This is a genomic window from Marinicella marina (genome assembly GCF_030065545.1).
Classification (GTDB): Bacteria; Pseudomonadota; Gammaproteobacteria; order Xanthomonadales; family Marinicellaceae; genus Marinicella; species Marinicella marina.
Genome location: NZ_JASJNC010000007.1, coordinates 93,462 through 107,388, shown reverse-complemented (window position 1 = coordinate 107,388; position 13,927 = coordinate 93,462). Strand labels below are relative to the sequence as shown.

The window sequence follows — 13,927 nt, the reverse complement described above, 5'->3', positions numbered from 1 at the left end:
CTTTCAAAGTACTTTGACCAATCTGAAGCCGACGTGTGAATACGTTTGGCTGGGGTCATCTGATAACGCTACGGTATGACTTTCATTACTGCCTGAAAGCCATGAACTGCCCATAGCACAAACGCTTTGGCCACTACATGGACTCACCCATTCGCTGACATTACCTTTGATATCAGCCACATTAAGTTGGGTGCCAAATGTTTCGACGGGTGCGGTGAAAACATAGCCGTCTTTGCAGTTTAATTTGGTTTTAGTTGCTTTGCGCTCATCATTGGTTTCTTGGCCAGCCAAATTGGCCGCTCCACAGTCATTTTTGAGTTGCATGCGCTGACTGAGGTAGACAAACTCTTGTTGCGTTGGCAAGCGGTAGTTTGCACCAGTTTGTTCAGATAACCATTGGGCGTATGCTTGTGCATTGTTTGCAGTGATACAAACCACTGGATGGGTATTGCCTTGCTCGAAAGGTGGTTTTAACCATGTTTTCTTGAAGAATACTTTCTTGTCGTAATGATTGCATTTATCTTCGGTGAAACGTTCTCCAGCAAAGCGTTTGAATTGTTCTACGGTGACTTCATTGCTGCCAATCATGAAATCATTCTGTGGCGTATTGCCGGTGAAATAGACGAATTGGTGACCCATTTGGTCAACAAAGACTTGACCTGATTGTGGTATATTCTGATAGGCTTTGGCTAATTTCTCCAAATTATCATCATTTGTTGCCAGCAGTTTCGACATGCTCAGATAGTTATCTGCCATTGTCTCAGGTCGACGTTGTTTAACGGCTTGTGTAACCAATCGATTGGTGGTTGTCATGATGTCACTGACTGACTGACTGAATTGATTGCGATCAATATCATACTCATCCAAATATTGAGCCAATGAAATGATGTGTTTGGTGGCCGCTGCGAAATCATTTTCTTCAATTTTGTTTTCAATCAAGTTGAAGTAATATCTGCCGACGCTATTGAGTCCATTTTTGGCCGCTTGATTCTCAGGTTGTTCCAATAAGATTGCTTGGAATTTATCAGCGGCATTCTCACCTTTTGGTTTGGTTAAGCGGTAACTTCTGAGCAGTTTTTGGGCTTCTTCTAGTTTGACTTCAAGTGACATTTCGTTGATGGTTTCATTATCCATGTTACCGCTCAAATCGACCAGTTCCGCCTCATCTTCGCTCTGAGTAACGACACCAACATCCAGTGTCAGTGGCTGGGTATCTTGTGGTTTTTTGGCTTGGGTCACTGGCTCAACTGCGGTGATTGGTTGAAGTTTCTCTGTTGCATCAATGTTGTTGTCATCTCTGGTAACGAGAAACAGTGTGGCCATCACAACCACTAACCCCACTGAGGCAACGGATGGCCAAAACCAAGGTGGCTTGGAGCCTGTCTGGTTTCGTTGTTTGGTTGGTACCGGTTCAATCGGTTTTTCTGCCACCGCTGGCTGGGTGTATTTGATGGCCAGCAAGGCATCTTTCAGAGATTCAACCGAACTGAATCTTTCATCGGGGTCTTTGGCCAAGCATTTATCGATGATGGGTTGCCACTCTTGTAAAGCATCTGGCAGCGTGGGAATGGGTTTGTTGATGTGTGACATCAATATTGAAAAGTCATTGCCCGCCTCATAAACATGATCACCGGTGAGCTTTTCATAAATGATACAACCCAAACTGTAAATGTCGCTGTGGCGATCGATGTCTCTGGATTGAATTTGTTCAGGGCTCATGTAGTGAGCACTGCCCAACAGTTGAGTTTCTTTGGTTTTGCGTTGGGTGTTCTTAGAAATGGCGATACCGAAGTCAGCAATTTTAATGCGCCCAAATTGATCGAATAAAATGTTATCTGGTTTTAAATCTCGGTGGATGATACCGTGTTTGTGGGCATGTGAAAGGCCATCACAGATTTGACAGAGTAACTCAATCAAATGGTCTGAGTTGGTGCAGATGATTTCACCGAAGTCGCCGTGAGTTAAATAAGGCATGGTGAAATATGCCAATCCTGAGGGTAATTTTTTCGCCTCGTAAATACTGATGATGTGTGGGTGGTCCAAGGAGGCAACAGTTTTTGCTTCATCGACAAACCGTTCCGCCAAAGACTTATCCTCCATCACCAGTTTTTTCAGTACCTTGATGGCAACTTTACGCTGCAAGGATATTTGTCTGCCCAGATAAACAGCCGACATGCCACCTTCGCCAATTTTGTCTAATATGGTATGGTCAGGTATATTCAAATTTAATTTTGGAACAGTCTTCAAAGTGCGCTCGCTTAATCAATGTGTCAATTCTAGGGCCGCTTAACAATCATGTTTGTGCCAAATTTATGATGATTCATCAAAAATGTGACGGGGTTCAAGCTGTCGCCCCTTCAGAATCGATTGAATTGATGGTGTTAAACTAATGTGCCAAATTTGGTCACCTGATTCAACAAAAATCAACATTAAATGCTTGCTGGCTTGTGGTTGACTCGAAACTGATTACAATGGTCACCCAGTTTTTAGCTAATTCATTCATGTCACTTCTTAGTTTTGATCAAGTCAGTATTGATTTTGGTGCCCATCCTATATTGGATGCGGTTGGACTTACCATCAACAAAGGCCAGAAGTTGGCTTTGATTGGTCGCAACGGTGAAGGTAAATCGACCTTACTTAAAATCATGGCCGGTGACATACCCATAGACGATGGTCAAGTGATTCGTCAGGACGGTCTGAAAGTGGCCATGATGAAACAATCAGCGGTCAATGAATCTGAATCTACCGTTCGCCAATTCCTGCTGCATGCATTGGGTGAGGTAGGGCATGCGCTGGAACAATATGAAACCGCAACAGACCCTGATGCCATGGCCAAGTACCAACATACCATTGAGGAAAATAATGGTTGGGAACTGTTACAACAAATAGATGTAGTCACATCAAAATTAAAACTCAATGCCGATGATGTAATTAAATCACTCTCAGGCGGTGTCAGGCGGCGCATTAACCTGGCTGCGGCCTTGGTGCAAATGCCCGATATTCTGTTGCTCGATGAGCCGACCAACCACTTGGATATTGAAAGCATTTTGTGGCTACAAGACATGGTCAATAAGCTGCATTGTGCGGTTGTTTTTGTGACCCACGACAGGACGTTCTTGCGCAGCATTGCCAATGGCATCTTGGAATTAGATCGCGGAAAAATTTATCAATACGACTGTGATTACAACACTTACTTGAAGCGCCGCGAAGAACGCTTAGATGCGGAAGTCAAGGAATGGGAACGACTGGATAAGAAGCTCAGTCAGGAAGAAGTGTGGGTCAGACAAGGCATCAAGGCTCGCCGCACACGATCAGAGTCTCGAGTCAAAGATTTGTTGGCGTTGCGTGAGGAGCGTAAAAACCGGCGCACCCAATCAGGTTCAACCAAAGCCAGTATCAATGTGGCTGAAGCCAGTGGTAAAAAAGTCATCGTGACTCATAATCTGGGCTTTAAATACGGCGACCAAACCATTGTCGAAGGCCTGACCACCAAAATCATGCGTGGTGATAAAGTGGGTATCATTGGTCCCAACGGTGTGGGTAAAACCACCTTGGTACAATTGTTACTGGGTGAGATTGAGCCGCAGATGGGCTCGGTTAAGCTTGGCACCAATCTCGAAATAGCTTATTTCGATCAACTCAAAGCCAGTATCAATGATGATGATACGGTAGAGAATAACTTGCAGTTAGGCACCGACTTTGTTGAGGTGAATGGTAAACCGAGGCACGTAATCTCATACCTGCAAGATTTTCTGTTCAGTGCCGAAAAAATACGTGGCCCAGCCAGTGTGTTATCCGGTGGTGAACGTTCACGTTTGTTGTTGGCACGTCTGTTTGCCCGCCCTGCCAATGTCATTGTAATGGATGAGCCCACCAATGATTTAGACATGGAGACGCTCGACTTGATTCAGGACCTGTTGTTTGAATTCAAAGGCACTTTGATTCTGATCAGTCATGATCGAGATTTTATTGATAATGTTTGCACCCAGACCTTGGTCTTCGAGAACCCTGTTGAAGGGAAATATGAGGTCAATGAATACATCGGTGGTTATGAAGATTACTTGCGACAACGCAGGAAACCTGAGGTTAAAAAACCCGTTGTTGAAAAAAAAGCCCAAACTGTCACCACCCAAGTGATTAAAACATCACCCGCCAACAAACTAACCTTCAAGGAAAAACATGAATTAGAACAGTTGCCGGCTGAAATTGATGGATTAGAGACTGAAATTGAAACTATGTCTGCTGAGGTCTGTGATCCCGATTTTTACACGCAAGATGAAGACAAGATCAAACAAACCACCACTGCTTTGGCTGCATTAGAAAAAAAGCTGCAAGCTGCCTATGATCGCTGGGATGAGTTGGAAGCCAAGGATTGATGGTTCAGAATTGGGCATACTGAGTCCATCGAAATGAAACCGAGGTTATAATTAACTTATGACTTATTCTATTAAGACATGAACTGGTTGGCCCACACTTTATTATCAACACGAGACATTGATTATCAATTAGGCAATGTATTGGCTGATCCTTTGCGTGGTAGGCCTTGGCCAGAGGCAAGTCTGGCCTTGCGTCAGGGCATGAAAATGCATCGCGCCATTGATAAATTCACCGATTCACACGCAATAATTCGCCACAGCAAGTCATTATTGGGTGATTCAGGTCACCTCAAAGGCGTTGTACTTGATTTATTGTATGATCATTTTCTCTCTATTAAGTGGCAGGATTTTTCAGTACTAAGCTTGGATGAGTATTTGTTACAGTTTAATCAGGCAGCATATGAAACGGCGCAACAATATCCCAACAAACCCAAAATCATAGTTACCAAAATGTCAGCCACCAATTTGCTGGGGCAATATAACAGTTTTGCTGATTTCCAAAGTTCGCTACAGCGCATTGATCAACGACTCTCAAAGCGTTTGAAAGCCAAAGAAACAGCCACACAATACCTACCATCAGTGGCTGAGGCTTATGATGATTTGATGCAAGATTTTATGGTTTTTTTCCCTTTATTGGTAACGCACTTTAAGAGCCACAAATTAGGCAGCACTGAACATCACTTCTTGCGGTGATGCTTAGTTTTGATGTTTGAATATTTAACCCAATATGCGGTTGAACTTCCCAATCAGGTGCTGTAACTGTTCACGTTCTTCAGTGCTGAGTTGACTCATCAGGTCCTCTTCATAGCGCAGCGCATCGGGTATCACCGCTCGCATCAAATACTTACCCCGTTGATTCAATTCATAATTCTTGGCACGTGCATCCAATGGATGTGGCTGTTGCGTGAGGTAATCTTTCTCAACCAGAGTTTTTAAAGTTCTACTGATACGAACTTTATCCATTTCTGACAATTGAGCAATCTTTTTGGCGGTGATGTCAGGGTTCTTATACAGGATGACCAGTACCCGCCACTCTGAAATGTTGATGCCAAATTGATCTTGGTAGTGTGCGGCAATGCCCTTTGATATTTTCAAACTGAGCACGGAGAGTTGATAAGGTAAGAAATCATTCAGTTCCATGCTTTCATTTTAACCACAAAATAGTTTCATTTGAAACAATTAATAGTTTCAAATGAAACTAAATACAGTTAGAATAACTTTTTTTAACTAAGATTGAGGAACGAGCATGTCAGCAACCATCAATGGATTTGGCTTTATCGAGTATTCAGCCGATGATGCCGCACCTTTACACCAACTGTTCAGACAAATGGGTTTTACTGCGGTTAAAAAGCACAAATCCAAACCCATTACCTTATACAGACAAGGACAAATAGACTTTTACATCAACGAATGCAAAACTGGATTTGCTGCTGATTTTCGACAAGCACACGGCCCATGCGCCAGCGGATTTTCAATCGTTTTCGACAACAAAGAAGCTGCCTTGGAACACAGTCTTAAGGGCGGCTCGGAACCTCTCGAGGTGCCTAATGGTTTAAGCTTTCCAGCCATAAAGGGTATTGGAGACGCCGCTTTGTATGTGTTGGACAAGGAAAGTTATGCAGCGATGTTGGAACAAGATTTCGATGACATTGCCGGTATGCACCAGACCCCAACGGGTTTTGGTCTGACTTTTATTGATCACCTTACGCACAATGTCTATTTTGGCAACATGGAAAAATGGAGCCAGTATTACGAAAACTTATTTGATTTCAGTGAAATCAGGTATTTTGATATCAAAGGGCAGAAAACTGGTCTGGTCTCAAAAGCCATGACCAGTCCAAATGGCTCAGTCAAGATTCCTTTGAATGAATCGGAAGACCCGAAATCACAAATCAACGAATATTTAGATGAATACAAAGGTGAAGGCATTCAGCACATCGCTTTGTTCACAGATAATATATATGAATCGGTCGAATCGATGCGTGCAGCTGGAGTGGAATTCATGATCACGCCAGAGACATATTTCAGCATCATAGACCGCCGCGTGCCTGAGCATGAAGAAGACGTACCTCGGATGCAGCGCAATCACATCTTGATTGATGCCGATGAAGCCACCCAAAAACAGATCCTGTTGCAAATTTTCACCAACACCGCAATTGGTCCTATTTTCTTCGAAATCATTCAACGCAAAGGCAATGAGGGTTTTGGTGAAGGTAATTTCCAAGCCTTGTTTGATTCGATTGAACTGGAACAACAGCGACGTGGTTATCTGTAAGGAGCAGTGCTGATGAATGGCAAGTGGTTTAACTTTTATAAGAAACAAGGCAAAGTGGCCAAACAGGCGCACATCGGTTTTCCTGAGGACACCTATGAACGTGAGATGGGAAAAGAGGGCTTTTTTGGCCCGGTGACTCACTTTTACCACCAAAACAAACACACCGGCTGGACTGATTTTCAAGGTGATATCCGACCACGAGCGTTTGACAGTAATTTGTTTGGCTCTTGCCATGGCACCCCTTGGGATGCCCATGTGCTGATGAAGAACAACAATGTCAAAATCCGCCTGTTGAAAATGGATACCAGCATGAACCATTTGGTGCGCAATGCCGATGGCGATGACTTATTATTTTTGCATCAGGGGACTGCTGATTTGTATTGTGATTTTGGTCACATGATTATCAAAGAAGGTGACTACCTGATGCTACCTAAGGGCACCATGTGGCGCCTGGAAGTAAGTAATCCGTGTACTGTCTTAATGGTGGAAGCAACCAACGGGCATTATCAATTACCCGATAAAGGCCTGCTCGGTCCCAATGCCATTGTTGATGCTGCGGTTTATCGCACACCGGAAATCAATGATGCTTTCAAAACACAATACAGCACAGATGATTGGACCGTTAAGGTCAAACGATTGCAGAAAATCTCAACGATCAACTACCCGTTTAATCCTTTGGATGCGGTTGGTTGGCAAGGTGATTTGATGCCGGTGGCGTTGAATTGGCGAGATATATCACCGGTCATGAGTCACCGTTTTCATGTGCCGCCATCGGCACATACGACTTTTTTAGGTAACCGATTTGTGATTTGCACCTTCGTGCCGCGGTTATTTGAGACCGACCCTGAAGCGTTAAAAGTACCTTTCTATCACAACAACGATGATTATGATGAAGTGCTTTTTTATCATGCGGGTAATTTTTTCTCGCGGGATAACATCCACCCAGGCATGATGACATTACACCCTACAGGCTTCACTCATGGCCCACACCCCAAAGCCATGAACAACGCGTTCAAACAAAAAAACGCCATGACTGAAGAAGTCGCGGTGATGATTGATACCCGTGATCCATTGGAGGTGTGTGATGCAGCAGAACAGGTCGAATGGCCCGATTATGTCAACTCCTGGAAAGAAACAAAATAAAGCGAACCAAACAGAGATAAAGCAATGAAACTAACCAGCATTAATAACCAAACCCGTGATGGCCAACTGGCCGTTGTAAACCGCGATGGCACCCATGCAGTGACTGTGCCTAACATAGCCATGACCATGCAAGCTGCATTGGATAATTGGGAACAAGTGGCTCCACAGCTCAACACCATCTACCAACATTTAAACGAAGGTGGCTTGAATGATGCCTTTGAGTTGAACATGGATGATGTCTTGGCGCCTTTACCTAGAGGCCTGCATTTTCTGGATGGCAGCGCCTACCTTGCTCATGTTGAGCGCGTTCGTAAAGCGCGTGGGGCCGATATGCCGCCAAGCTTCCTGGAAGACCCATTGATGTACCAAGCGGTCAGTGATGGCTTCTTGGCCCATGATCAAGACATAGAAGTCGTCAGTGAGGAATACGGCATAGACTTTGAGGCCGAAGCCGCCATCATCACATCAGATGTGCCGATGCATGTTACAGCTGAGGATGCAGGGCAGTACATCCAGCTGATCTGTATATTGAATGATGTTTCATTGCGTAATTTAATCCCCGCTGAATTGGCCAAAGGATTTGGCTTCCTGCAGTCCAAACCGCGAACGGCCTTATCACCGTTTTTTGTCACACCAGATGAATTGGGTGATGCTTGGCAGGATGAAAAAATTCATTTGCCCATGCGCACATGGCTCAATGGTGAGTGGTTTGGCGAGCCTGATTGTGGGGTTGATATGCAGTTCAGTTTTGCTGAACTTATTGCCCATGCGGCCAAAACCAGGCCGTTGGCTGCCGGCACCATCATTGGTTCGGGCACCATTGCCAATCACGATATTTCTAAGGGTTCAACCTGTTTGGCCGAGAAGCGCGTACTTGAAGTCATTGAACACGGTAAACCAAGCACACCGTTCATGAGTTTTGGTGATGTGGTTAAAATCGAAATCACCGATAAATCCGGTCACAATGTGTTCGGTACCATTGAACAAAAAGTAGTTAAGTACTGAATCTGACGCTTTGATTATGCGTGCAGGCGCTCTGAAAAACGGGCGCTTGCAGCTGCTTTGAACTTATCCTCACCTGATTAATTTGTACCTTTTGGTTCAATATTTCGTGGAAATCTGCCGGCGAAGTCGGTATGATGTGACCGGAATTGAGTACTTACTCACACCACAATAATAAAAAAACAAGAGGATTACATATGCAAAGCAAACCTATTTTAGCGGCCATGATGGTTGCTACGAGCCCTTTCGCGTGGGCTTCGCCCACACTTTCTCCACAACAGGCATTGTCTCAGGCAAAATCGCATTTGACTGCTTCCTTGGCTGAATTGAATTTGGCCGCAAAAGATGTTGCTGATTCAAAACTATTGAGTCAATACCAGACCGCCCACAATGGCGTCAGCCATTTGGTTTTTAGACAATACGTCAATGGCATTGAAGTGGCAGGCGGCGACATTCAAATCAACTTAAACCGCGAAGGTGAAGTTTTAAATAAACACAATTTCTTCATTAAAAACGCTGCACAGAAAGCCAATGACCTGAATCCAGACATGCCGGCCGATCAAGCCATATTAACCGCAGCGTCATATTTAAGTATGAATGGTTTGATGCCCAGTTACCAATTGGAGCAAGCCGTTGGTATAAATCAAGCGAGTGTCTATGCTGGTGATGGCATTTCTCTACAAAACATTCCCGTGAAGCTGGTGTATCAAGCTAATCAACAAGGCCAATTGAAACTGGCTTGGGACATGTCCATTCAAACTGAAAACGACTGGTGGTCGATGCGACTGGATGCCGACACCGGTGAAGTTTTAAGCCAACACAATTGGTCAGCACATGCCAGTTATGATGTGATTCCATATCCCAATGAATCACCTGCTGATAACGGTTTTGTGTTGGAGACAGTCACTGACCCACATGATTTATTGGCTTCACCATTTGGTTGGCATGACACCGATGGTAACGAGGGTGCGGAATTCACTGACACCCGTGGTAACAATGTTTTTGCACAAGATGATTTGGATGCCAATAACACCGGTGGTAGCAGACCGGATGGTGGCAGTGACTTGATATTCAGCGTGCCATGGAATCCTGCAGTGAATCCAAATCAAGAACAAAACCTTGATGCGGCCATTGTTAACTTGTTTTATTGGAACAACATCATTCATGATTTGGCTTATCAGTATGGTTTTGATGAACCAGCAGGCAACTTCCAAGAAAACAATTATGGTAACGGTGGCTCAGCCAGCGATGCGGTGATTGCCGATGCGCAAGATGGTTCAGGCACCAACAATGCCAACTTTGGTACCCCACCAGATGGTGGTAACCCCAGAATGCAAATGTTTTACTTCACTGGCTCGGCTGACTTAGTGATTAATTCACCGGCCAGCATTGCAGGCACATACACCGCCAGCGGTGCCAGCTTTGGCGCTGAAATTACTCCGGCACCCTTTAACGGTATTGTGGAATTGGCTGATGACGGTGTTGATACGGGAAGTGATGCTTGTACTGCTTTGAGTGGTTTCACTGCGGGCCGCATTGCATTGGTTGATCGAGGGGCTTGTGAGTTTGGTCTCAAGGCCTTGAACGCCGAAAATGCCGGTGCCATCGGTGTGGTTGTGGTAAACAACGACGGTGATGGTGTCATCAGTATGGGGGGTGGTGCGCAAGGCGGTAATGTCACCATACCTGCATTGATGGTGGGACAGGCCGATGGCAACACCATCCGCGCTGAATTAGCCAATGTGGTTGATGCAGACATGGTCAAAGTCAGTGCCGATCGAGACAGTGACTTTGATAACGGCATCATCATTCATGAGTACGGACATGGTATTTCGAATCGCCTCACAGGTGGTCCGGCACAAGCTGGTTGTTTGGGAAATGCCGAACAAATGGGTGAGGGTTGGAGTGACTTTTTCGCCCTGATGATGACGGCTTCACCAACTGACAGTGCCACGGATGCCAGGCCAATGGGTTCTTATGCCACACAAAACCCCAATGGCATCAGAACTTACCCTTATTCAACTGATGAGGCCATCAATCAGCACAGCTTTGCTGATGTGGTAGATGCCATCAGAGATGATGGCAGCATCAGTCCTCATTTGGTTGGCTCAATATGGGCCCAAGTGTTGTGGGAAATGTATTGGAACCTGATTGAAAAGCATGGTTTTGATGCCGACTTGTACAATGGAGTAGGGGGTAATAACATCGCCATGCAACTGATGATGGATGGGTTGAAACTACAACCTTGTAACCCCGGTTTGGTCTCTGGTCGTGACGCCATTTTGTTGGCAGATGAAACCAACAATGAAGGCGCCAACCAATGTGAAATATGGGCGGGTTTTGCCAAACGCGGCTTGGGTGTTGATGCCGATTCTGGCAGTGTTTTTCAGTTGGGTGACGAAATTGAATCTTATGATTTGCCTGAGTCTTGCTTGGTGGATTCAGATTTGATTTTTGCTGACAGCTTCGAATAAAAAGCAGATTTAATAAAACTCAAAAGGGCAACTTGGCATGACCAAGTTGCCCTTTTTTTTGGGTTCAATGAAGTGCAGCCTTTTGAGGTTTTAAGTTAGGTAAATTGATGGCATAATGATTGTTTTATCAGCGCACTTAAAGCCCAATGACTGAAACATTCTCAAGCCAATCGACAGACTCTTTTCGTGAACTGCTGACCTTAGGCCAGTGTAGTTTATTAGTCACCACTTACCAGGCTGGACAGGTGGTGATGGTGAGGCCACAAGGGCAGGGTATCAATACCCACTTCATGGCTTTTGATCGTCCTATGGGTGTAGCCAGAAGAGCCAATGAATTGACCATTGGTGGCGCTTCATTCATCACCACTTTTCGCAACTTGGCAGCAGTGGGTCCCAAAGTGGGTCAAGGCGAACAAGTAGATGCCTGTTACATACCACGCAAACACCACATCACGGGTCAGATAGATATCCATGAAATGGGCTATGATAAATTTGACAAATTATGGTTCATCAACACCAAGATGTCATGCCTGGCTACATTGGATAATGACCACAGTTTTAAACCAGAATGGCGCCCACCCTTCATCACTGAATATGATTTGACGGACCGCTGTCACCTTAATGGCTTGGGGTTCAGAGATGGGGTGCCACGTTATGTCAGCATGTTGGGCGCTTACGATGAGCCTGGCGGCTGGCGCAAGAATAAAATTTCAGGCGGACAAATCATGGACATCACCAACAACGAAGTCATGGTTGATGGTTTGTGTATGCCCCATTCACCGCGTTGGTATAACAATGCCTTGTGGTTTTTATCATCCGGTTCAGGCCAGTTGATGAAAATGGAGTTGGGAAAAGCACCTGAAGTGGTGGCCGAATTACCAGGTTTTACCCGTGGTTTAGATTTCATTGATCGCTATGCCATCATCGGTTTGTCACAAATACGTGAGAGTTCGACATTTGCTGGTTTGCCATTGACCAAAAAAGTAGAAAAAAGGCAAAGTGGGGTATGGGTGGTTGATACCAGTAATGGTCAAATAGTGGCGTTTTTGGTGTTCACTGGCAATGTACAAGAAGTTTTTGAAGTCAAAGTATTGCCTCACAAGTTCGCAGCGATTATTGACCAACAAAGTCCATTCCTTGCCAGTTCCTACGAATTGCCAGATTTTGTATTGAATAATTTGGCCGCTGTTGATCCTGTGCAGGCGCCCCTAGAGGCCGCATCCAGGGCACATGTTAACGGTGAGCTGAATCAAGCACTGAAACTGTATGAAGCGATATTGAAAGACCACCCCAAGCACCCGGCAACCAATCAACAATACGGTGTTTGTTTGGCAGATGCCAAAAGGTGGGCAGATGCCATCATACAATTACAAAAGGTGCTGGAAATATCGCCAGATAATGCAGAAGCCATGAATGCCTTGGGAACGGCCTATGCTGAACAGAACAACCCAGAACAAGCCATGCACTGGTTCGATGAGTCAATCGCCACCGACCAACAATTTGCCATGGCACACCACAACCGCGGTAAATTATTGCTTAAACAAGGAAATTATAAAGAAGGCTGGGTTGAATATGATTGGCGTTGGCAAACCCCGCAGTTTGTGCCTTTTAAATGTGACAAACCGCAGTGGCAAGGTGAGGATATCAGCGACAAAACGATCTTGGTGCATTCTGAGCAGGGCAATGGTGATCACATCATGTTTTGGCGCTTTTTAAAACCACTGGCTGATAGATGTAAAGAAGTGATTTATTTTGGACCAGAAAATTTGGCCCCATTGGTGGCTGAAATAGAGGGCGTCAGTCAATCTCGTGTACCGGGTGCGTTGAGTACCGATTTGTTTGATGTGTATTGTCCATTGATGAGTTTGCCAAGGTACTTAGACATCACTTTGGAGAATCTACCGGCACCAGATGAATACGTCAAAGTGCCACAACAAGCTGTGGTCAGTGAACTCAAAGGACAACGTAAAATTGGCCTGTCTTGGAGTGGCTCACCCAGCCACATCAACAACCAAAACCGCTCCATTGACTTGGCTGATTTACTCACCGTGACTGCTGGTGTGGATGCGCAGTTTTATTCCTTACAAATGCCCATCACTGCTGATGAAAGGGCATTGCTGAAAAAACACAATGTGATTGATTTGGAGCCTGAGCTACCAGGTTATGCCAGAACCGCGGCTTTGGTTGATCAAATGGATTTGGTGGTTTCAGTGGATACCGCGATTGCCCATTTGGCGGCGGCCTTGGGTAAAGAAACATGGATTTTGTTATGTAGCAACGCAGATTGGAGGTGGCATTCAGATACGAGTGAAAGTCCATGGTATCCATCGGCACAGCTGTTCAGACAGCAGCCTGATGCCAACTGGGATGATGTTTTGAGGGCAGTGTTCAATAAGCTGATAGAATGACCAAGCCTAACCGCAGATTTTTTTTGACCAGTTGCCGCATTGATCAGGTTTGCGTTGATCAGGTTTGCGATGAGATGAGGGGCATGGCCAGCAGCCTTGTTTTTGATCCAGCTATTTGATGCGGCTGCCAACGATTTGAAGGTCAACACTTGAACCATCAAATATGTTTGCATGAACTGCTCTTGGTTGTGACGAATTTTGCTCACGAGACTGCGGTTGGATGATCGCAAAACCTATTGGCTACAGTTT

Annotated in this window: 9 protein-coding genes; 7 read left to right on the top strand and 2 right to left on the bottom strand. The window is 45.1% G+C overall.

Translation table 11 applies throughout. From position 1 onward, the window contains the following. Window positions 1-3 precede the first annotated feature (3 nt). Window positions 4-2,247: a bifunctional serine/threonine-protein kinase/formylglycine-generating enzyme family protein gene (locus tag QNI24_RS11315; RefSeq protein WP_283708718.1), complete on the bottom strand. Its 2,244-nt coding sequence runs from the start codon at window positions 2,245-2,247 to the stop codon at window positions 4-6. Between the two features lie 254 nt (window positions 2,248-2,501). Here QNI24_RS11315 and QNI24_RS11310 point away from each other — a divergent pair, with 254 nt between their 5' ends. Next, window positions 2,502-4,376, top strand: a complete 1,875-nt coding sequence (locus QNI24_RS11310; protein ID WP_267176238.1) for an ATP-binding cassette domain-containing protein — start codon at window positions 2,502-2,504, stop codon at window positions 4,374-4,376. Window positions 4,377-4,454: 78 nt separating this feature from the next. Continuing rightward, entirely contained in the window at window positions 4,455-5,069 is a 615-nt protein-coding gene (locus tag QNI24_RS11305) for an ACP phosphodiesterase (RefSeq protein WP_267176237.1), read from the top strand. A 24-nt stretch (window positions 5,070-5,093) separates the two neighbouring features. On the opposite strand, the gene QNI24_RS11300 is transcribed toward QNI24_RS11305, so the two are convergent. Further along, the gene (locus QNI24_RS11300; protein WP_267176236.1) at window positions 5,094-5,516 is read right to left on the bottom strand and encodes a MarR family winged helix-turn-helix transcriptional regulator; all 423 of its coding nucleotides are present in this window, start codon (window positions 5,514-5,516) and stop codon (window positions 5,094-5,096) included. Window positions 5,517-5,622: 106 nt separating this feature from the next. On the opposite strand from QNI24_RS11300, the gene hppD reads away from it, so the two are divergent. The 5 genes from hppD (at window position 5,623) to QNI24_RS11275 (ending at window position 13,678) form a co-directional block, all read left to right on the top strand. Beyond that, complete coding sequence (gene hppD, locus QNI24_RS11295) at window positions 5,623-6,651, top strand: 4-hydroxyphenylpyruvate dioxygenase (RefSeq protein ID WP_267176235.1); 1,029 nt, start codon at window positions 5,623-5,625, stop codon at window positions 6,649-6,651. Window positions 6,652-6,663: 12 nt separating this feature from the next. Then, window positions 6,664-7,794 carry a homogentisate 1,2-dioxygenase gene (locus QNI24_RS11290; protein ID WP_267176234.1) on the top strand — a complete coding sequence of 377 codons (1,131 nt, stop codon included), beginning with the start codon at window positions 6,664-6,666 and terminating at the stop codon, window positions 7,792-7,794. Window positions 7,795-7,818: 24 nt separating this feature from the next. After that, on the top strand, window positions 7,819-8,799 hold the full coding sequence (locus QNI24_RS11285; RefSeq protein ID WP_267176233.1) for a fumarylacetoacetate hydrolase family protein: 981 nt from the start codon (window positions 7,819-7,821) through the stop codon (window positions 8,797-8,799). A gap of 194 nt (window positions 8,800-8,993) precedes the next feature. Further along, window positions 8,994-11,270: a M36 family metallopeptidase gene (locus tag QNI24_RS11280; protein ID WP_267176232.1), complete on the top strand. Its 2,277-nt coding sequence runs from the start codon at window positions 8,994-8,996 to the stop codon at window positions 11,268-11,270. Window positions 11,271-11,416: 146 nt separating this feature from the next. Beyond that, window positions 11,417-13,678, top strand: coding sequence for a TIGR03032 family protein (locus tag QNI24_RS11275; protein WP_267176231.1), 2,262 nt, complete (start codon window positions 11,417-11,419; stop codon window positions 13,676-13,678). Window positions 13,679-13,927: the final 249 nt, after the last annotated feature.

Excerpts from the sequence above, each read along its gene's own strand:
- QNI24_RS11310 (WP_267176238.1), top strand. The coding sequence starts at position 2,502 with ATGTCACTTCTTAGTTTTGATCAAGTCAGTATTGATTTTGGTGCCCAT.
- QNI24_RS11305 (WP_267176237.1), top strand. The coding sequence starts at position 4,455 with ATGAACTGGTTGGCCCACACTTTATTATCAACACGAGACATTGATTAT.
- QNI24_RS11300 (WP_267176236.1), bottom strand. The coding sequence starts at position 5,516 with ATGGAACTGAATGATTTCTTACCTTATCAACTCTCCGTGCTCAGTTTG.
- hppD (WP_267176235.1), top strand. The coding sequence starts at position 5,623 with ATGTCAGCAACCATCAATGGATTTGGCTTTATCGAGTATTCAGCCGAT.
- QNI24_RS11290 (WP_267176234.1), top strand. The coding sequence starts at position 6,664 with ATGAATGGCAAGTGGTTTAACTTTTATAAGAAACAAGGCAAAGTGGCC.
- QNI24_RS11285 (WP_267176233.1), top strand. The coding sequence starts at position 7,819 with ATGAAACTAACCAGCATTAATAACCAAACCCGTGATGGCCAACTGGCC.
- QNI24_RS11280 (WP_267176232.1), top strand. The coding sequence starts at position 8,994 with ATGCAAAGCAAACCTATTTTAGCGGCCATGATGGTTGCTACGAGCCCT.
- QNI24_RS11275 (WP_267176231.1), top strand. The coding sequence starts at position 11,417 with ATGACTGAAACATTCTCAAGCCAATCGACAGACTCTTTTCGTGAACTG.